Here is a 19479-nt window from a genome sequence, read left to right on the forward strand (position 1 = left end):
CGATCCAGTATCTCGAACAGCGTACGAGTAGGAGTGCTGTGGGGCATATCGAGGTGAGCCGCCTGACCTACGCGCCGCCCGGCGGCAAGGTCCTGCTGGACGACGTCTCGTTCCGCGTCGGAGCCGGCGCCAAGGCGGCGCTCGTCGGCCCGAACGGCGCCGGGAAGACCACGCTGCTGCGCCTGATCGCGGGCGACATCCGACCATCGGACGGCGTCGTGACCAGTTCTGGTGGCCTCGGCGTCATGCGGCAGTTCATCGGCGACATCCGCGACGACCGCACCGTCCACGACCTGCTGCTGTCGGTCGCGCCCGAGCGCGTGCGATCCGCCGCGGACGAACTGGCCGAGGCGGAGTCCGCGCTGGGCGAGAGCGAGGAGAGCCAGCTCGCCTACGCCCAGGCCATCACCACCTATACGGACGCAGGCGGGTACGACATCGAGGTCGTCTGGGACACCTGCACGACCGCCGCGCTGGGCCTGCGCTTCGACGAGGCGAAGGCACGCCCGGTGACCACGCTGTCGGGCGGTGAGCAGAAACGCCTCGTCCTGGAGGCTCTGCTGCGCGGCCCGGACGAGGTCCTCCTCCTGGACGAGCCCGACAACTACCTGGACGTGCCCGGCAAGGAATGGCTGGCGGAGAAGATCCGCGGCGCGAACAAGACCGTCCTGCTCGTCTCCCACGACCGGCAACTGCTCGCGGACGCGGCCGACCGCATCGTCACGGTCGAGTCGCGCGACGTCTGGGTGCACGGCGGCGGCTTCGCGGGCTACGCCCAGGCCCGCCGCGACCGTACCGAACGCCTTCACGAACTGCGGCGCCGCTGGGACGACGAGCACGCGCGCCTCAAACGGCTCGTCCACACGCTCCGCCAGCGGGCCGCCAACAATGACGCGGTCGCCTCGTCCTATCAGGCGGCCCGCACCCGGTTGCAGCGCTTCGAGGAGGCGGGGCCGCCGCAGAGCGCACCAAGGGAACAGAACGTGCGGATGCGGCTGCGGGGCGGCCGTACCGGAAAGCGCGCCCTCATCTGCGAGTCGCTCGAACTGACCGGGCTGACGCGTCCCTTCGACGTCGAGGTCTGGTACGGCGAGCGCGTCGCCGTTCTCGGTTCGAACGGCTCTGGAAAGTCGACGTTCCTGCGCCTCCTCGCCGGTGAGGCCATTCCGCATCAAGGCGTCCACCGGCTGGGGGCGCGGGTCGTGCCGGGCTTCTTCGTCCAGACTCATGCGCGCCCCGATCTGCAGGGCCGCACGCCCGCGCAGATCCTCATGGCGGAGAACGCGCTGACCCGCAACGACGCCATGGCGGCGCTCGCCCGCTACGAACTCGCTCCCGCGGGCTCCCGCCCGTTCGAGACACTTTCAGGAGGCCAACAGGCCCGGCTCCAGATCCTCCTGCTGGAATTGTCGGGCGCGACCCTGCTCCTGCTGGACGAGCCGACCGACAACCTCGACCTTGCCAGCGCCGAGGCGTTGCAGGAGGGCCTGGCGTCCTATTCGGGCACCGTCCTGGCGGTGACCCATGACCGCTGGTTCGCCGCCGACTTCGACCGCTACCTCCTCTTCGGCTCCGGCGGCGAAGTCCGCGAGTCGGACAAGGCGGTCTGGCGCGCCGACATGGCCGGGTTGTGATAGCGGGCGCACGGAACGGTATTTGTTCGTCCCGCCGCGGAGGGAGAGGCTGGGCCTGACCGCGAGGCGGAGGGACGGACGACATGGGCGACTGGCCGGGCAGCGAATCGAGCGACGAGGAACTCGACGTCGCGTACAACGTGCGGCGGAAGGCCGGGCCGGAACTGCTCGACCGGCATCTGGCCCGCTACCGGGCCGAATCCGAGCGGGCCGTCGCGGGCCTTCCCGGGCATCCCGGTGTCGTCTACGACGATGCGAGCGGCGAACGCCTCGACGTCTGGGGCACGGACCCCAGCGGCCTCAGGCCGGCGTTCATCTTCTTCCACGGCGGATACTGGTTCGCGCTATCGCGGGAGGAGTCCTCCTTCATGGCGCGGATGCTCCACGAGCAGGGCATCGCGACCGTCGTCCCCGACTACACGCTCGCTCCGAAGGCGACGCTGGAGGAGATCGTCCGGCAGGCGCGGGCGGCGGTCGCGTGGGTGTACCGGCACGGGCGCGAGCACGGGCTCGACCCGGACCGGATCGTGGTCGGCGGGAGCTCGGCGGGCGGGCATCTGGCCGGGATGACGATGGCCGGCCGCTGGCAGGAGCCGCTCGGCCTCCCCGAGGACGTGGTCAAGGCGGCGATGCCGATCAGCGGCCTGTTCGACATCCGCCCGATCACCCGCATCTACGTCAACGAGTACCTGCGCCTCGACGAGGAGCGCGCGGCGGCGCTTAGCCCCGCGCTCCTCCCCGCGGACCGGCGGTGCCCCGCCGTGTTCGCCGTGGCGGAGGACGACGGCGACGGCTTCCTGGACCAGTCCCGGCGGTTCCACCCGCAGTGGGACGCGGGCGACCTGATCGTCGTCAAGGACCGCGACCATTTCGACGTCGTCCTCGACCTGGCGGACGCGGAGTCGGCGCTCGGCAGGGCGCTCGTCGACCTCGTCCGCTCCGTGTGATCAGGTCACCGCGCCGGTGATCTCGGCGGCCTCCTGCCGGAGGTGGTCGAGCATCAGCCGCGCGGACGGCGTCGGGGGCCGGTGCGCCGGGAGCGTGACGCCCACCTGGCGCCGGACGGTCTCCAGCGGCACCGGCAGCGGCGCGATGTCGGCGTCGGTCCGGGCGACCAGCTCGGGCAGCGCGGCGATCATGTCGGTGTCGCGGACGAGGGTCCGCACGGTCAGCACCGACGTGCACTCGACCAGGTTCGCCGGCGGGACGAGCCCCTCCGCGCGGAACACCTGCTCCAGCTCGGTGCGCAGGGCGGTCTGCTCCAGCGGCAGCACCCACGGGTAGCCGAGCAGGTCGGCGAGGCGCAGGTCCGGGTTTGCGCGGGCCGGGTGGTCGCGGCGGGCGACGAGCCGGACCGGCTCGCCGTAGAGGGTGATCTGGCGGATGCCGCGCAGGTCGCCGATCGGGTTGAGCCGGCCGAGGATCAGGTCGATCTCCCCGTCGAGCAGGCGCGGGACCTGGGCGTCGAACGTCGCCTCCTGGACGATCACCGTGATCCCGGGACGGTCCCGCTTCAGCGCGGCGATCGCGCGGGGGAGGAGCACGTTGGACCCGGCGAGGAGCGTTCCGATCGTGACGGTGCCGACCTCGCCGTCGGCCAGGCCGGTGATGCGCTCGCCCGCGCGGCGCAGCTCGGCGAGGACGGCCCGCGCGTGCTCGACGAAGGCGTCCCCGAACAGCGTCGGCGTCACGCCGCGCGGGCCGCGGGTGAACAGCTCCACGCCGAGGATGTTCTCCACCTCGCGGAGGCTGCGCGTCACGGCGGGCTGCGCGAGATGGAGATGCTCGGCGGCCCGCAGGACGCTGCCCTGGTCGGCGATGGCGACGACGAGGACCAGGTGGCGGAGCTTCAGCCGCCCGTTCAGCAGGTCGATCGCGCGCATGCCCACTTACTATCACAAGCTCGTCATATCTCCATGGTCGATTGGTATTTGCCAGGCATAGCTTCGCGGGCGGAGGATCAAGGCGGACGAAGGGCCCCGGGAGGAGAGCGAGCGATGAAGGCTGAGCATTACGTCGGTGGCGTGTTCCGATCGGACGGGCCGTCCTTCCCGCTCATCGCGCCCGCGGACGGCTCGGAGCTGGGCACCGTCCCCGAGGCCACGCGCGAGGTCGTGGACGACGCCGTCACCGCGGCTCAGCGGGCTCTCCGCGGCTCCTGGGGGACGTCGGGCACCGAGGAGCGGGCCGCCGCGCTGCGGGCCGTCGCCGACGGGATCCAGGCGCGGTTCGACGAGTTCGTGGACGCGGAGGTCGCCGACACCGGCAGGCCCCGCGAGTTCGCCCGGACCGTCGACGTCCCCCGCGCCATCGGCAACTTCCGCGCCTACGCCGACCTGCTGTACGGGCGCCCCGAACGCGCCTACACGACGCAGGTCCCCGGCTGGAGCGCGGGAGCCGGGCAGGCGCTCAACTACACGGTCCGCCGCCCGCTCGGCGTCGTGGCGATCATCTCCCCGTGGAACCTCCCGCTGCTGCTGTCCACGTGGAAGATCGCGCCCGCGCTCGCGTGCGGGAACGCGGTCGTGCTGAAGCCGTCGGAGGAGACGCCGTCCACCGCGACGCTGCTCGCCCGCGTGATCGCCGGCGCCGGGCTTCCCGACGGCGCGTTCAACCTGGTCCACGGGCACGGCCCGGCCGCGGCGGGCGAGTTCCTCACCGGCCATCCCGGCGTCGACGCGATCGCGTTCACCGGCGAGTCGGCCACCGGCGCCGCGATCATGCGCAACGCCGCCGACCACGTCACGCCGGTCTCGTTCGAGCTGGGCGGCAAGAACCCGGCGCTCGTGTTCGCCGACGCCGACCTCGACGCCGCCGTGGACGGCACCGTCCGCTCCTCCTTCACCCACTCCGGCCAGATCTGCCTCTGCACCGAGCGCGTCTACGTCGAGCGGCCGATCTTCGACGAGTTCGTCGTCCGGCTCGGCGAGCGGGCGTCGGCCCTGGACGGCTACGGCCCGATGATCTCCGCCGCCCACCGCGACAAGGTCCTGTCCTACTACCGCATCGCCCGTGAGGAGGGCGCGACGGTCGTCGCGGGCGGCGGCGTCCCGGCCTTCGGCGACGAGCGCGACACCGGCTTCCACGTCGAGCCGACCGTCCTGACCGGCCTGCCCGAGACGGCCCGCGCCGTCCGCGAGGAGATCTTCGGCCCGGTCTGCCATGTCGCGCCGTTCGACACCGAGGACGAGGCGCTCGCGCTCGCCAACGACAGCCCCTACGGCCTCGCGTCCACGCTGTGGACCCGCGACCTGTCCCGGGCGCACCGCGTCGCGCCGCGCGTCGAGACCGGGATCGTCTGGGTGAACTGCTGGAATCTCCGCGACCTGCGCACCCCGTTCGGCGGGGTCAAGGCGTCCGGGATCGGGCGCGAAGGGGGAGAGTACTCCCTGGACTTCTTCTCCGAGCCCGTGAACGTGTGCATCCAGATCTGAAGGCGAACCCCGTGACAACCGACATCGACACCGCCGCCGAGCGCATCCTCGGCGCCCACGCGTCCGGCGTGCCCTGCGAGCCCGTCCGCGACCTGATCACGACGGCCGACGACGCCTACGCCGTCCAGGACCGGCTGACCGAGCGCTGGCTCGGCGAGGGCCGCCGGCTCGCCGGCCGCAAGATCGGCCTGACGTCGCGGGCCGTCCAGGACCAGCTCGGCGTGGACAGCCCCGACTTCGGGATGCTGTTCGCCGACATGGCCGTCCCGGACGGCGCGGAGATCCCCGCGGGCGCGGTGCTGCAGCCGCGCGCGGAGGCGGAGGTCGCGCTCGTGCTGGAGCACGACCTGACCCACGAGCGGCACACCGTCGCCGACGTGATCCGCGCGACCGCGTTCGCGCTGCCCGCCATCGAGGTGGTCGGCAGCCGCGTCCGCGACTGGGACATCACCCTCACCGACACGGTCGCCGACAACGCCTCGTCCGGCCTGTACGTGCTGGGCAGCCGCCCGGTCCCGCTCAAGGACGTCGACCTGCGCCTGTGCGGGATGGTGGTGGAGCGCCGCGGCGAGCAGGTCTCGACCGGGACCGGCGCCGCCTGTCTCGGCCATCCGCTGAACGCGGCGCTGTGGCTCGCCGACACGCTCGTCCGCGTCGGCCGCCCGCTGCGCGCCGGGGACACGGTCCTGACCGGCGCGCTCGGCCCGGTCGTCCCGGCCGCGCCCGGCGACGTGTTCGAGGCCCGCATCGACGGCTTGGGCGACGTCCGCGCCGCCTTCGGTAAGGAGAAAGGCTGATGGTGGACGTCGACTTGCTTGCCGAACGTCTCGACAAGGCCGCCCGGGACGTCCTGCCCGTGGCGAAGCTCACCGAACGCACGCCGTTCGACGTGGCCACCGCCTACGCCGTGCAGCGCGCCGGAATCGAGCGGCGCCGCCGCCGGGGCGAGCGGCTCGCCGGGGTGAAGATGGGCTTCACCAGCCGCGCGAAGATGGCGCAGATGGGCGTGGACGACGTCATCTGGGGGGTGCTCACCGACGCGATGCTCACCGGCTCGACCGTGGACGTCTCGACGCTGATCCATCCGCGGATCGAACCGGAGATCGCGTATCTGATCGGCCGCGAGGTCCGCTCGCCCGCGGAGGTCGAATCGGCCGTGACCGGCGTCGCGGTCGGGTTCGAGGTGCTCGACTCCCGCTACCGGGACTTCAAGTTCACCCTCGCGGACGTCATCGCCGACAACGCGTCCGCCGCCCGGTTCGGGTTCGGGGCCTGGCACCCGCCGCACGACGTGTCGAACATCGGCCTGCTGATGGAGATCGACGGGCGTCCCGTCGAGACGGGCAGTTCCGCGGCGATCCTCGGCGACCCGGCGCGGTCGCTGCGCGCGGCGGCCCGGCTCGCGCTCGGCGCGGGGATGAAGATCGAACCCGGCTGGGTCGTCCTCGCGGGCGCGGCGACGGCGGCCGTCCCGCTGCCGAAGGGCGCGCACGTCCGCGTCACCGGCGCGGGCCTCGGCAGCGTCGAGGTCACGGCATGAGCGAAGCGAACCGGGGGGTGTGGGGGTCGCCCTCTCACAGGAGGCAGGCATGAGCGACGACGCGATCCTCGTCGAGGGCAAGGCCGCCCCGCGCGGACGGTTCCCGCACGTGAAGCGGGCCGGCGACCTGGTGTTCGTGTCCGGGACGAGCTCGCGCCGCCCGGACGGGACGTTCGCCGGGGCGAGCGCCGACCCGATGGGCGTCACCGACCTCGACATCCGGGCGCAGACCCGCGCCGTCATCGAGAACGTCCGCGACCTCCTCAAGGCCGCCGGAGGCGACCTGCGCGACCTGGTCAACGTCACCACCTACCTGGTGAACATGAACGACTTCGGCGGGTACAACGAGGTCTACGGCGAGTACTTCGACGAGACCGGGCCCGCTCGCACCACCGTCGCGGTGCACCAGCTCCCGCACCCGCACCTGCTCATCGAGATCTCGTGCGTCGCGCACATCCCCACAGAACGCATCACCGCCAAGGAGGCCGGAGCATGACCCTGCCGCAGCTGTCGTTCGGACGGCCGTTCAACTTCGAGTCGTGGATCGACGAGCACCGCGACCTGCTGAAGCCGCCGGTCGGCAACGTCCAGGTGTTCGACGACGCGGGCCTGATCGTCATGGTGGTCGGCGGCCCGAACCAGCGGACCGACTTCCACGACGACCCGAGAGAGGAGTTCTTCTACCAGCTCAAGGGCAACATGGTGCTGCGCGTCATGGAGGAGGAGGGCCGCCCGCCGGTCGACCTGCAGATCAACGAGGGCGACATCTTCCTGCTGCCGCCGCACGTCCGGCACTCGCCGCAGCGGCCCGAGGCCGGGTCGATCGGGCTGGTCGTGGAGATCCCGCGGCCGGAGGGAGAGCTGGAGGCGTTCGAGTGGTACTGCACCGAGTGCCACCACCTCGTGCACCGCGCCGACCTGCAGGTCCGCTCGATCGTCGACGACCTGCCGCCGGTGTTCCAGAGCTTCTACGACGGGGACCGCAAATGCCCGAACTGCGGCGCCGTCCATCCGGGCAAGCTGTGGCCGGAGGCCATGGTCCCGGCCACCGAGACCCGGGCGTGACGAGGGTCCCGTGACGGTCATCGACGTCCACACGCACGTCTTCCCCCGGATCTCCCGGCGGGAGGGCGCCCTCCTCACCGGCGCCGGGCAGCCGTGGCTGCGCGTCGACGGCGGCGGCACCGGAATGATGATGAGCGGCGACGACGAGTACCGCCCGGTCGGGGAGGCGCTCTGGGACCCGGCCCGCCGCCTCGCCGACATGGACGCGGCCGGGGTGGACGTCCAGGCGGTCTCGTCCACCCCGCTGATGTTCGGCTACGCCGCCGAGCCGGGCCGCGCCGCCGACTGGTGCGACCTGGTGAACGAGCGCATCCTCGCCTTCTGCGCGGACGCGCCCGGCCGGCTGCTCCCGCTGTGCCAGGTCCCGCTGCAGGACCCGGCGCTCGCCTGCGACGTCGCGGCCCGCGCGAAGGCGGCCGGGCACCGCGGCGTCCACATCGGCAACCACGTCGGCGACCGCAACCTCGACGACGAGGGGATCACCGCGTTCCTCGCGCACTGCGCCGACCTCGGCCTGCCCGTGCTCGCGCACCCCTGGGACATGTTCGGCGCCGACCGGATGCGCGGCCACATGCTCCCGTGGCTCTGCGGCATGCCAGCCGAGACGCAGCTCAGCATCCTCGGCCTCATGCTGTCCGGGGCGTTCGAGCGGATACCGCCGTCCCTGCGCCTGTGCTTCTGCCACGGCGGCGGCAGCTTCGCGTTCCTGCTCGGCCGCGCCGACAACGCCTGGCACCGCCGCGACATCGTCCGCGCCGCCTCCCCGCGCCCGCCGTCCGAGTACGTCGACCGGTTCTACGTCGACTCGGCGGTGTTCGACCCGCGCGCCCTCCGGCTCCTCGTGGACGTGATGGGCCCGGAACGCGTGATGCTGGGCACCGACTACCCGTTCCCGCTGGGCGAGCTGGAACCGGGCGGCACGATCCGCGACTGCCCCGGCCTGGACGACGAGGAATGCGCCCTCCTGCTCGGCGGCAACGCCGAGACGTTCTTCGCCGCCGCCGCGGAAGAAGAGGAACTGGTGACCGAAGGAAGCACCCCGTGAACCGTGAAGAGGAGGCACGGCGGCTCGACGCGAGCGACCCGCTGCCCACGCTGCGCGGCGAGTTCCTCGTCCCGCCCGCCCCCGGCGGAACCTACGCCGAGGCGGCGTACTTCGCCGGGAACTCCCTGGGCCTCCAGCCGAGGACCGTCGCGGAGCGGCTCCGCGAGGAACTGGACGACTGGGCCAGGCTCGCCGTAGAGGCCCACACCGAAGGCCGTCGTCCTTGGGTCGACTACCACGAGCTGGCGCGCGAGCCCACCGCACGCCTTGTCGGCGCCCAGCCTCACGAGGTCGTCGCGATGAACTCGCTGACGGTCAATCTGCACCTGCTGATGGCGAGCTTCTACCGCCCCGCCGGGACGCGCACCCGCATCGTCATCGAGGACACGGCGTTCCCGTCCGACTCGTACGCGGTCGCCAGCCAGGCCGTCCACCACGGCCTGGACCCGGCCGCGACGGTCGTCCGCCTTAAACCGCGCCCGGGTGAGGAGAACCTGCGCACCGAGGACGTCGTCGCCTACCTCGAACGCGAAGGCGACACCGTCGCGCTCGTGCTGCTCGGCGGGGTCAACTACCTGACCGGCCAGCTCATGGACATGCCCGCGATCACCAAGGCGGGCCGCGCCGCCGGGGCCGTCGTCGGCTGGGACCTCGCGCACGCGGCCGGGAACGTCCCGCTGCGGCTGCACGACTGGGACGTCGACTTCGCGGCCTGGTGCACCTACAAGTACCTCAACTCCGGGCCGGGCGCGGTCGCCGGATGCTTCGTCCACGAGCGGCACGTCCAGGACGCGTCCGTGCCGAAGCTCTCCGGCTGGTGGGGCACCGACCCGTCCGTCCGCTTCCGGATGGACCCGGACATCGCGCCGCCCGCGTCGGCCGACGCCTGGCAGCTGTCCAACCCGCCGATCCTGGCGCTGGCGCCCGTCCTGGCCTCCCTGGAGATCTTCGACCGTGTCGGCATGGACGCCCTGCGCGCCAAGAGCGAGCGCCTGACCGCCTACCTGGCGACAAGACTGGCCCCCCTGAACGGGTTGGAGATCATCACCCCGCCCGACCCGGCGTCCCGCGGCGCCCAGCTCTCCCTCCGGGTGGACGACGCGGGCGCCCTGGTCCAACGCCTGGCGGCCGGACACGGCGTCATCGCGGACGCCCGCGAACCGGACGTCGTCCGCCTAGCGCCCGTCCCGCTCTACTGCACCTTCCACGACTGCCACCGAGCCGCCGACGCCCTCGCCGCCGTCCTGTAGCGGCGTCCCGGCGCGCGCCGGCTTGGGCGCGGCGCGCGGGCGGAGGGCTCCGGCGGAGACGGTCATGAGCGCGACGACGCAGGTGATCATGGCGAAGGCGGCCGGGTAGGAGAGGGCGCCGGCCGTCCAGCCGGTGACGGCGGGGGCGGTCAGGCCGGACAGGTAGGTGATCGTCGCGACGCCCGCCACGCCCTCGCCGGCGCTCGGGCCGGTGTCGGCGGCGGCCGCGAAGACCAGCGGCACGACCGTCGCGACGCCGATGCCGAGCAGCGCGAACCCGGCCATGGCGGGCAGCGGGGCGCGGGACACCACGACCAGGACGCCGCCGAGCACCGCGATCGCGCCGCCGCACCGGACGACCTTCACCGCGTTCAGCCGCCGGACGAGCCGGTCGCCCACCAGCCGCGCGCCCGCCATGCACGACATGAAGATCGTGAAGCTGGCGGCGGCCAGGCCGGGGCCAGCGTCCGCGACCTCGGTCAGGTACACGGCGGCCCAGTCGGCGCTCGCGCCCTCGGCGAAGGTGCCGCAGAACCCGACGAGGCCGATCGCGAGGACGGCCCGCGTCGGCAGCGCGAAGCGGCGCGGCACCGGGACGCCCTCGGACGGCCGGTCCGCGAGCAGCGCGCGTCCGGCCACGAGGGCCGCGGTGAGCAGCACGACGGCGACCAGGCCGAGGTGCAGTCGGGCGTCCACCCGGTTGTGCGCGGCGAGGATGCCGACGCCGCCCGCGGTCAGGCTGCCGACGCACCACAGGCCGTGCAGCCCGGAGATGATCGGGCGCCGCAGGTGCTTCTCGACGGCGACGCCGTGCGCGTTCATGACGACGTCGCACATGCCGGACGCCGCCCCGTACAGCAGCATCGCCGCGAACAGCCAGGCGGGCGCGGGTGCTAGCGCGGGCAGCGCGAGGACCGCGCACCACGCCGCCGCCAGGATGCGGATGGCCCGCCGCTCGCCGATCCGGTGCGCGAGGCGGCTCGCGGTCGGCATGGCGGAGAAGGCGCCGAGGGACGGGCACAGCAGGGCGAGCCCGAGAACGGTGGGGGAGAGGTCGAGCCGGTCCTGGATCCATGGGATGCGGGTGGCGAGCGTCCCGGCCACGGCTCCGTGGACGGCGAACACGGCGCCGATGGCGCGGTGCTGAGGGTTCATGGTCCCAGAAACTAACAGGCAGGCTTCCTGATGAAAACCGGAATAGGCAGGAACCCTGATTATTATTGGAGTGTGAAGACCGCCGACCCGACCATGGCCCGCGCGATCAACGACCGCCTCGCGCTCGATCTGATGCTGCAGCACGGCCCGCTGACCGCGCCGCAACTGCGCGCGCTGACCGGGCTGTCCCGGCCGACCGTGTCCGACCTGATCGAGCGGCTCCGGGCAGGCGGGCTGATCGAGATCGCCGGGGAGACGGGCGCCGAGCGGCGGGGCCCGAACGCGCGCCTCTACGGTCTCGTGGCGGCCCGCGCGCACGTGGCGGGCGTGAACCTGCGGCGGGACGCGGTCCATGTGAGCGTCTCCGACATCGCGGGGAACGAGGCCGGTGCCGCGTCGCGCCCGCTTCCGGCGGCCCCGGATCTGGTGGCGCTCATCGCCGAGGCCATCGCGGAGGCCGCCGGGGGGCGCGGCCCGCACACGGTGGTGCTGGGGACGCCCGGCCTGATCCATCCGCGTACCGGGCTCGCCACCGACAGCGGCGTTCCCGGCTGGCGTCCCGACCTGGGGCCCGCGCTGGCGGAGCGGCTGAACGCGCCGGTCACGCTGGAGAACGAGGTCAACCTGTCGGCCATCGCCGAGCACCGGACGGGCGCCGCCGCCGGACGCGACGACTTCGCCCTGCTCTGGATGGCCGACGGGATCGGCGCCGCCGTCTTCCTGGACGGACGGCTCCGCCGCGGCGCGTCCGGCGGGGCGGGCGAGGTCGGCCTGCTCAAGTTCGGCGGCAAGGACTTCTGCGACCTGATGGAGTCGGGGGCCGTCCGCGACCTCGCCCCGGAGGCGCTCGCGGACGTGATCGTCCAGGGCGTGTTCACGCTGGTCGCCGTCCTGGACCCCGGGCTCGTCATCCTCGGCGGCGCGCTGGGCCGCGCGGGCGGCGACCGGCTGGCCGGGCTGGTCGCCGCGCGGCTCGGCCGGATGTCCCCGGCGTCCACCGAGGTCCGGGCCGGTGCCGTGGAGGGCGACACCGTGCTGCGCGGCGCGGTGCTGACCGCGCTCGACCTGGCCCGCGACGACGTGTTCCGCTAGAAGTCCTTGGGCAGCCGCTCACCGGTGCGGAGCCGGTCGAGGCCGAGCCAGATGAACTCCCCGGCCATTTGCTCGGCGACCTCGCGCGGGGTGTCGGGGTGCTCCAGCCACCACGAGACCATCGACAGCATCGACCCGTACATGAGCGGGACGAGCAGCCGCGCCCGCCGCTCGTTCACCTCCAGCGCCGCCCGCGACAGCTTCGGGTCGGCGCGGCGGCGGCGCAGCAGCAGGTCGGCGAACGCGGTGCCGAGCCGGTCGCGGAGCTCGCGGAGCTCGGGCCCGACCTCGGGCTTGTCGAGATGCCCGACGAGGAGCGCCCACGCGTCCGGCTCCTCGGTGGCGTAGTCGAACAGCACCCGGATCATGGCGCGGATGCCGGCCGCCGAGCCGTGCGCGGCGAGCACCGCCGCGTTCAGCCGCGCGGTCAGCTCGGCCACGATCGACTCGGTGACCTCGGCGAACAGCTCGTCCTTGGACGCGAAGTGCTGGTACAGCAGCGCCTTGGACACCTGCGCCGCCGCCGCGACGTGCTCCATCTGCGTCAGGTGGTAGCCGCGCCTGCCGAACTCCGCCAGCGCGACCTGGAGCAGCTGCTCGCGCCGCCGGGCATGCGGCATCCGCCGCCGCCCGCCCGGCTCCGCCCTCCCCGGCACGGCCTCTCCAGGGCTCATGCGCCCGGGTACTTGCCCAGCTCGGCGCGGGCGACGGACCGGACGTGGACCTCGTCGGGACCGTCCGCCAGCCGCAGCGTGCGCAGGCCCGCCCACATGGCCGCGAGCGGCGTGTCGCCGCTGACGCCCGCGCCGCCGTGCACCTGGATCGCCTTGTCGACGACGTCCAGCGCCACCCGCGGCGCGATCACCTTGATCGCCGCGACCTCCGACCTCGCGGCCTGGACGCCGTGCTTGTCGATCAGCCACGCGGTCTTGAGGGTGAGCAGCCGGGCCTGCTCGATCGCCATCCGGGACTCGGCGATCTGCGCCCGCACCACGCCCTGCCTGGCGATCGGCCCGCCGAACGCCTCCCGGGAGATGGCGCGCTCGCACATCAGCTCCAGCGCCCGCTCCGCCACGCCGATCGCGCGCATGCAGTGGTGGATGCGGCCCGGCCCGAGGCGGGCCTGGGCGATCGCGAAGCCGCCGCCCTCCTCGCCGACGAGGTTCTCCACCGGGACGCGGACGTCGGTGAACGTGATCTCGCAGTGGCCGTGCTGGTCCTGGTAGCCGAACACGGGCAGCGGCCGGACGATCTCCACCCCGGGCGTGTCCATCGGGACGAGCACCATCGACTGCTGCCGGTACGGGTGCCCGTCCGGGTCGGTCTTGCCCATCACGATCATGATCTTGCAGCGCGGATCGGCGGTGCCGGTGATCCACCATTTGCGGCCGTTGATGACGTAGTGGTCCCCGTCGCGCTCGATGCGGGTGGCGATGTTGGTGGCGTCGGAGCTGGCGACGTCCGGCTCGGTCATCGCGAACGCGCTGCGGATCTCACCGTCCAGCAGCGGCGCCAGCCACCGCTCCTTCTGCTCGGGCGTGCCGAACAGGTGCAGGACCTCCATGTTCCCGGTGTCGGGCGCCGCGCAGTTCGCCGCCTCGGGGCCGAGTTCGGGGGAGCGGCCCAGCGTCTCGGCGAGCGAGGCGTAGTCGGTGACCGAGAGGCCGTGCGCCGGGTCCTTGCTGCCGGGCAGGAACAGGTTCCAAAGGCCGCGCTTGCGCGCCTCTACCTTGAGGTCCTCCACGATCCGCGGGACGTGGTGCTCGCGGCACTCCGCGCGCAGCTCCGCCCGCTGGGCGGCGTAGACGGGCTCGGCGGGGTAGACGTGGGCGGCCATGAATTCCTGGAGGCGGCCGTGGTACTCCAAGGCCCGCTCGCTCAAACCGAAGTCCATTCCGTTACCGTAACTGACGAGTCAGTTACTTCACGAGGGAGCCCCCGGCATGCCTGCATTCGACGCGTCTGGGAAGGTCGTGCTGATCACGGGCGGGGCCAACGGCATCGGCGCGGCGGTGGCGCGGCGGCTCGCCCGCGGCGGCGCCCGCGTCGTCCTCGCCGACGTCGACGCGGCGGCGGGCGCGGCGCTCGCGGAGGAGCTGGACGGCGTGTTCGTCCGCTGCGACGTCCGCGAGCCCGGCGACAGCGAGGCCGCCGTCGCCGCCGCCGTGGACCGCTTCGGCGGCCTGGACGTCGCCTTCCTCAACGCCGGTGTCGCGGGCGGCGGGGGAGTGGGCGACGGCTTCGACCTCGCCGCCTACCGGCGGGCCATGGGCGTCAACCTCGACGGCGTCGTGTTCGGCGTGCACGCCGCGCTGCCCGCGCTCCGCGCCCGCGGCGGCGGCGACATCGTCGCGACCGCGAGCATGGCCGCGCTCACCGCGGCGCCGTTCGACCCGGTCTACGGCGCGAACAAGGCGGCCGTGGTCGGGCTCGTCCGTTCGCTCGGCCCCGCGTTGGCGGGCGAGGGCGTCCGGGTGAACGCCCTGTGCCCGTCCTTCGCGGACACCGCCATCCTCGTCCCGCTCAAGGGCCATCTCCAGGAGACCGGGTTCCCGATCCTGGACGTGGACGACGTCGTGACCGCGTTCATGCGGATCCTCGACGCGGACGGGACGGGCGAGGCCTGGTACGTCGTGCCGGGGCGCCCGTCCGAGCCGTTCAGGTTCCGTGGCGTGCCGGGCCCCCGCTGAGCCGGGTCAGCCCACCAGGCCGTTCTCGTAGGCGTAGACGACGGCCTGGGTGCGGTCGCGGAGCGCGAGCTTGGTCAGCACGTGCCCGACGTGCGTCTTGACCGTCTGCTCGGCCAGCACCAGCTCCCCGGCGATCTCGGCGTTGGACAGCCCGCGGGCGATCAGCCGCAGCACGTCCAGCTCCCGCGGCGTCAGCGCCGCCGTCGCCTTCGGGCTCGGCCGCTGGTGGCGGCGCCGCCGCGCGAAGTCGCCGATCAGCCGCCGGGTGATGGACGGGGCGAGCAGCGCGTCCCCGGCCGCCACGACCCGCACGCCGTTCACCAGATCGGCGGCGGACGCGTCCTTCAGCAGGAACCCGCTGGCGCCGGAGCCGAGCGCCTCGTACACGTACTCGTCCAGGTCGAACGTCGTGAGGACGAGGACCTTCGGCCGCACCCCGGCCGGGTCGGCGTCCGATCTGGGCTCGCCGACCAGCTCGGCGGTGGCGGCGAGGCCGTCCATCTCCGGCATCCGGATGTCCATGACGATCACGTCCGGGTCGAGCTTGCGGGCCAGCTCCACCGCCTCGCGGCCGTTGCCCGCCTGCCCGATCACCTCGATCCCCGGATCGGAGGACAGCAACGCCGCGAGCCCGTCGCGGATCATCACCTGGTCGTCGGCGATCAACACCCGAATCGTCACACGCCCAACACTACGGGCCGCCGAGCGGAGCTCGTCCGTTGAATGGTGGTGGGTGGGGGCTGGAGGACGGTCCGGCGATCAGTCCGGGTCCCCGTACGGCAGTTCCGCGACGACCGACCAGCCGGATCCCTCGCGCGGGCCCGCCTCGAAGCGGCCGTCGAGCATCGTCACGCGCTCGCGCATCCCGACCAGGCCGTGCCCGCCGCCCTGCGACTCCGCGGGCGTGCTGCGCGGCCCGTCGTCGGTCACCGACACTCGCAGCGCGTCCGCGCCGTACTTGATCTCGATTTGCACCTGTGCGCCCGGCGCGTACCGGGACGCGTTGCTCAGCGACTCCTGGACGATCCGGTACGCCGACAGGTCGACGCCCGCGTGCAGCGGGCGCGGCATCCCGACCACGACGCTCGCCACCGAGAGCCCGGAGCGGCGGGCCCCGGCGACCAGGTCGTCCAGCCGGTCGAGGCCGGGCTGCGGAGCCCGCTCGGCGCCCTCGTCGGCGGACCGCAGCAGCCCCACGACCCGGCGGGTCTCGGTGAGCGCCTCGCGGGCCGCGTCCCGCACCACCCCGAACGTCTGCTTCGCGGCGTCCGGCAGGTCGGGGATCTTGTAGGGGGCGGCCTCCGCCTGCATCGCGATCACCGACATGTGGTGCGCGACCACGTCGTGCAGCTCGCGGGCGATGCGGGCGCGCTCCTCCAGCACCGCCTGCCGGGCGAGGTCCTCCCGGTGCTGCTCCTCGCGGCGCCGCAGCTCCTCCACCGCCGAGTGCCGGCCGCCGACCGCGTCCCCGAACGTCAGCGCGAGCGCCGCGATCCCGGCGAGGATCATCCCGAACCAGCCGGGCATCCCGAACGCCACCGCGGGCAGCAGCACCCCCGCGATCGTGACCGTGCCGACGCCCACGGTGGTCTGCCGGTCGGCGCCGACGCCGACGAAGAACAGGATGACGATCAGCGCGAGGATCGCGGTGACGGGCCACGGCATGAACCCCGTCCCGTGCCGGGCGACGACGGTCAGCAGCAGCCCGGCCGCCGCGACCCGCCACGCGGCCAGCGGCCACCGCGCCGCGAAGATCAGCGGCGCCGCCTGCAGTACCCCGAGCGGCCAGGCGAGCCCCGGCCGGACGTGGTAGTCGACGATCGCGATCGCGATGGACCCGGCGGTGAAGCCGATCGTCATCGCGAGCAGGATCGCCAGGATCGGGACGCGCAGCGCGAGGGTGCCGGGCAGCAGGGTGACGGCCGGGTCGTCGCGGCCGGGCACGACGGCGGCGCGGACGCCCGTGGCCAGCCGGTTCCGTGCCCCGTGCGCGGCGTGGTCTGGTTCGTTCATTTGCGTCGAGCCTAGATCCACCTCCGCCGGACCGGCCTGACCCGGCGGAGGGAGATGCGACCCGCATCCTGGGTATCAGCCCGCATCCGAATATCGGACAATCCGGACACCGTTGTCCAGTGAGGGTGATCTTGCCATGATCGTCAGGGGGACGGAGACTGCGGGAATGAGCGACCTGAACCATCCGATCTTCGCCCGCTGCTATCCGCGCCTCGACGCCGGGTGCGCCAAGGCGGGCGGCGACGCGCACCGCGCCGAGCTGCTCGCCGGGGTGTCCGGCCGCGTCCTGGAGGTGGGCGCCGGATACGGCGCCAACTTCGCGCACTACCCGCCCGGGGTCACCGAGGTCGTCGCGGTCGAGCCCGAGCCGCGGCTGCGCGCCAAGGCCGCCCGCGCCGCCGCCGTCGCGCCCGTCTCCGTCACCGTGCGGCCCGGGCTCGCCGAGGACCTCGACGTCGACGACGGCTCCTTCGACGTGGCGGTGGCGTCCCTCGTGCTGTGCTCGGTGCGCGAACCCGTCCGCGCGCTCGCCGAGCTGCGGCGCGTCCTCAGGCCCGGCGGCGAGCTGCGCTACTACGAGCACGTCCGGGCCAGGACGCCGGGCAAGGTGCGCTTCCAGCGCTACGCCGACCTGGTGTGGCCGTTCCTCGCCGCCGGCTGCCACGTGACCCGCCCGACCGACGAATGGATCCCCCGCTCCGGGTTCACCGTCCGGAAGGAGCGGCACTTCGAGTTCCCCACCCCCGCCCGGGCCAACCCGGCGTCGCCGCACGTCATCGGGGTCGCCGTCCGCGACTAGCCGGTGACTAAGGTCGGTTTCGCGGGGAAGATCAGCCCGCATGACCACACCGGGCAGCGGACCGCGACCCGCGGACGACCGGCGGCCGGAAGGGCCGTCCCACTCGACCGCCACCGCCGTGCTCCTCGCCGGGGCCGCCGCGCTCGGCGGCTTCCTCTTCGGCTACGACTCCTCGGTGATCAACGGCGCGGTCGACGCCATCCAGGACCGGTTCGACCTGAGCGGCTTCGCGGTCGGCTTCGTCGTCTCGTCCGCGCTCCTCGGCTGCGCCGTCGGCGCCTGGTTCGCCGGGCCGATCAGCGACCGGATCGGGCGGGTCCGGGTGATGCTCATCGCCTCCGCGCTGTTCGTGATCAGCGCGGTCGGCTCCGCGCTGGCGTTCAACCCGGTGGACCTGACGTTCTGGCGGGTGATCGGCGGTCTCGCGGTCGGCGCCGCGTCCGTCATCGCGCCCGCCTACATCGCCGAGATCGCGCCCGCCGAGCTGCGCGGCCGGCTCGGCTCGCTCCAGCAGATGGCGATCGTGCTCGGCATCTTCACCGCGCTCGTCGTCGACTACGTCATCGCCCAGGTGTCCGACGGCGGCGCGGGCGGGGAGTTCCCGTGGGGCGGCAGCGCTTGGCGGTGGATGTTCGCCAGCGCCGTCGTCCCGGCCGTCATCTGGGGCGTCATCGCCACCACGATCCCCGAGTCGCCGCGCTACCTCGTCAAGAAGCACCAGGTCACCAAGGCGCGGCGGGTGCTCGCCCGGGTGCTGGGCCGGGGGGACGTGGACGGCAAGATCGGCGAGATCGAGCGGTCGATCGCCAGCGACCGGCCCGTCCGGCTGAGCGACCTGCGCGGCTCCCGGCTCGGGCTGCAGCCGATCGTCTGGGTCGGCATCCTGCTGTCGGTGTTCCAGCAGTTCGTCGGCATCAACGTGATCTTCTACTACTCGTCCTCGCTGTGGCAGGCGGTCGGGTTCTCCGAGAACGACGCGATGCTCACCTCGGTGATCAACTCGCTGGTCAACGTCATGTTCACGCTGGTGGCGATCGCGCTCGTGGACCGGATCGGGCGGCGCCCGCTGCTGCTCGGCGGCGCCACCGGCATGGCGATCAGCCTCGGCCTGCTGACGATCTGCTTCGCCACCGCCCCCGTCGTGGACGGCGACCCCCGCCTCGGCGACCTCGCCGGGCCCGTCGCGCTGGTCGCCGCCAACGTCTTCGTCGCCTCGTTCGCCGCGACGTGGGGCCCGGTGGTCTGGGTGATGCTGGGGGAGATGTTCACCAACTTCCTCCGGGCGTCCGCGCTCGCCGTCGCCGCGGCGGCGCAGTGGCTCGCCAACTGGGTGATCACCATGACGTTCCCGGGCCTGTCCGGGATCTCGCTCGGGCTGGCGTACGGGATCTACACGGCGGCGTCCGTCCTTGCGCTGCTGTTCGTGATGCGCCTCGTCCCGGAGACCAAGGGCCGCGAACTGGAGGACATGGACAAGCTCGCCACCCCCGGAGCCCACCCCTGAGCGCTCTGCGCGCCTTTCGGCTAGGCTGGACCCATGCCGCACGTGTTCGAGACGACGACGCCGGGTCACTCCCGGCGCGACGGCGGCATGTCCTGACATTGCACGCGGTGGGGCCCCGGGAGCGATCCCGGGGCCCCTTCGCATTTCAGGGCCGCTGACCGGGACCGCCCCGGTGCCCGCCACGACGAGAGGAGCATCGGAGATGAAGGCGGAGGCGTTCAGCGCCCATCCCGAGTCGATACCATCGGAACCCGCTGA

19 protein-coding genes are annotated in these 19479 nt (G+C 73.1%); 13 read left to right on the forward strand and 6 right to left on the reverse strand.

The window, feature by feature from the left end:
• Positions 1-38 precede the first annotated feature (38 nt).
• Positions 39-1634: an ABC-F family ATP-binding cassette domain-containing protein gene (locus tag ACH34S_RS39605; RefSeq protein ID WP_395958071.1), complete on the forward strand. Its 1596-nt coding sequence runs from the start codon at positions 39-41 to the stop codon at positions 1632-1634.
• Positions 1635-1717: 83 nt separating this feature from the next.
• Positions 1718-2581, forward strand: coding sequence for an alpha/beta hydrolase (locus ACH34S_RS39610; RefSeq protein WP_395958072.1), 864 nt, complete (start codon positions 1718-1720; stop codon positions 2579-2581).
• Here the strand turns inward: ACH34S_RS39610 and ACH34S_RS39615 are convergent, their stop codons facing one another.
• Positions 2582-3517 (reverse strand): LysR substrate-binding domain-containing protein, encoded by a 936-nt coding sequence (locus ACH34S_RS39615; RefSeq protein ID WP_395958073.1) that lies wholly within the window; start codon positions 3515-3517, stop codon positions 2582-2584. It abuts the gene before it with no gap.
• A gap of 114 nt (positions 3518-3631) precedes the next feature.
• On the opposite strand from ACH34S_RS39615, the gene ACH34S_RS39620 reads away from it, so the two are divergent.
• Genes ACH34S_RS39620 through kynU form a run of 7 tightly spaced genes read left to right on the forward strand, consistent with a single transcriptional unit; the run spans position 3632 to position 9968 of the window.
• A complete protein-coding gene (locus tag ACH34S_RS39620) occupies positions 3632-5068 on the forward strand; it encodes a 2-hydroxymuconic semialdehyde dehydrogenase (protein WP_395958074.1) in 1437 nt (478 codons plus the stop codon).
• Positions 5069-5079: 11 nt separating this feature from the next.
• Positions 5080-5865, forward strand: coding sequence for a 2-keto-4-pentenoate hydratase (locus ACH34S_RS39625; protein ID WP_395958075.1), 786 nt, complete (start codon positions 5080-5082; stop codon positions 5863-5865).
• Positions 5865-6608 (forward strand): 2-keto-4-pentenoate hydratase, encoded by a 744-nt coding sequence (locus ACH34S_RS39630; protein WP_395958076.1) that lies wholly within the window; start codon positions 5865-5867, stop codon positions 6606-6608. The genes ACH34S_RS39625 and ACH34S_RS39630 overlap by 1 nt, the downstream gene beginning before the upstream one ends.
• A gap of 49 nt (positions 6609-6657) precedes the next feature.
• A complete protein-coding gene (locus ACH34S_RS39635; RefSeq protein WP_395958077.1) occupies positions 6658-7104 on the forward strand; it encodes a RidA family protein in 447 nt (148 codons plus the stop codon).
• Entirely contained in the window at positions 7101-7673 is a 573-nt protein-coding gene (locus ACH34S_RS39640) for a 3-hydroxyanthranilate 3,4-dioxygenase (RefSeq protein WP_395958078.1), read from the forward strand. Before ACH34S_RS39635 ends, ACH34S_RS39640 begins: the two co-directional genes overlap by 4 nt.
• Positions 7674-7683: 10 nt before the next feature.
• Positions 7684-8718, forward strand: coding sequence for an amidohydrolase family protein (locus tag ACH34S_RS39645; RefSeq protein ID WP_395958079.1), 1035 nt, complete (start codon positions 7684-7686; stop codon positions 8716-8718).
• Positions 8715-9968, forward strand: coding sequence for a kynureninase (gene kynU, locus ACH34S_RS39650; RefSeq protein WP_395958080.1), 1254 nt, complete (start codon positions 8715-8717; stop codon positions 9966-9968). The genes ACH34S_RS39645 and kynU overlap by 4 nt, the downstream gene beginning before the upstream one ends.
• Here the strand turns inward: kynU and ACH34S_RS39655 are convergent.
• On the reverse strand, positions 9894-11123 hold the full coding sequence (locus tag ACH34S_RS39655) for an MFS transporter (protein ID WP_395958081.1): 1230 nt from the start codon (positions 11121-11123) through the stop codon (positions 9894-9896). The genes kynU and ACH34S_RS39655 overlap by 75 nt on opposite strands.
• Positions 11124-11195: 72 nt before the next feature.
• Between ACH34S_RS39655 and ACH34S_RS39660 the strand changes: the two genes are divergently transcribed.
• A complete protein-coding gene (locus ACH34S_RS39660; protein WP_395958082.1) occupies positions 11196-12215 on the forward strand; it encodes an ROK family transcriptional regulator in 1020 nt (339 codons plus the stop codon).
• Here ACH34S_RS39660 and ACH34S_RS39665 read toward each other — a convergent pair.
• Together ACH34S_RS39665 and ACH34S_RS39670 are read right to left on the reverse strand one after the other, a co-directional pair.
• Positions 12212-12889 carry a TetR/AcrR family transcriptional regulator gene (locus ACH34S_RS39665; RefSeq protein WP_395958083.1) on the reverse strand — a complete coding sequence of 226 codons (678 nt, stop codon included), beginning with the start codon at positions 12887-12889 and terminating at the stop codon, positions 12212-12214. The genes ACH34S_RS39660 and ACH34S_RS39665 overlap by 4 nt on opposite strands.
• Positions 12886-14109, reverse strand: coding sequence for an acyl-CoA dehydrogenase family protein (locus ACH34S_RS39670; protein ID WP_395958084.1), 1224 nt, complete (start codon positions 14107-14109; stop codon positions 12886-12888). The genes ACH34S_RS39665 and ACH34S_RS39670 overlap by 4 nt, the downstream gene beginning before the upstream one ends.
• A 49-nt stretch (positions 14110-14158) precedes the next feature.
• Here ACH34S_RS39670 and ACH34S_RS39675 point away from each other — a divergent pair, with 49 nt between their 5' ends.
• The gene (locus tag ACH34S_RS39675) at positions 14159-14905 is read left to right on the forward strand and encodes an SDR family oxidoreductase (RefSeq protein WP_395958085.1); all 747 of its coding nucleotides are present in this window, start codon (positions 14159-14161) and stop codon (positions 14903-14905) included.
• Between the two features lie 6 nt (positions 14906-14911).
• Here the strand turns inward: ACH34S_RS39675 and ACH34S_RS39680 are convergent, their stop codons facing one another.
• Together ACH34S_RS39680 and ACH34S_RS39685 are read right to left on the reverse strand one after the other, a co-directional pair.
• The gene (locus ACH34S_RS39680) at positions 14912-15586 is read right to left on the reverse strand and encodes a response regulator (RefSeq protein WP_395958086.1); all 675 of its coding nucleotides are present in this window, start codon (positions 15584-15586) and stop codon (positions 14912-14914) included.
• A 78-nt stretch (positions 15587-15664) separates the two neighbouring features.
• The gene (locus tag ACH34S_RS39685) at positions 15665-16918 is read right to left on the reverse strand and encodes a sensor histidine kinase (protein WP_395958087.1); all 1254 of its coding nucleotides are present in this window, start codon (positions 16916-16918) and stop codon (positions 15665-15667) included.
• A gap of 166 nt (positions 16919-17084) precedes the next feature.
• Between ACH34S_RS39685 and ACH34S_RS39690 the strand changes: the two genes are divergently transcribed.
• Both ACH34S_RS39690 and ACH34S_RS39695 read left to right on the forward strand, forming a co-directional pair.
• Complete coding sequence (locus ACH34S_RS39690; RefSeq protein WP_395958088.1) at positions 17085-17717, forward strand: class I SAM-dependent methyltransferase; 633 nt, start codon at positions 17085-17087, stop codon at positions 17715-17717.
• Positions 17718-17757: 40 nt separating this feature from the next.
• Positions 17758-19221: a sugar porter family MFS transporter gene (locus tag ACH34S_RS39695; protein WP_395958089.1), complete on the forward strand. Its 1464-nt coding sequence runs from the start codon at positions 17758-17760 to the stop codon at positions 19219-19221.
• Positions 19222-19479 lie beyond the last annotated feature (258 nt).

Source organism: Actinomadura sp. 3N508, from assembly GCF_044326375.1.
GTDB lineage: Bacteria > Actinomycetota > Actinomycetes > Streptosporangiales > Streptosporangiaceae > Spirillospora.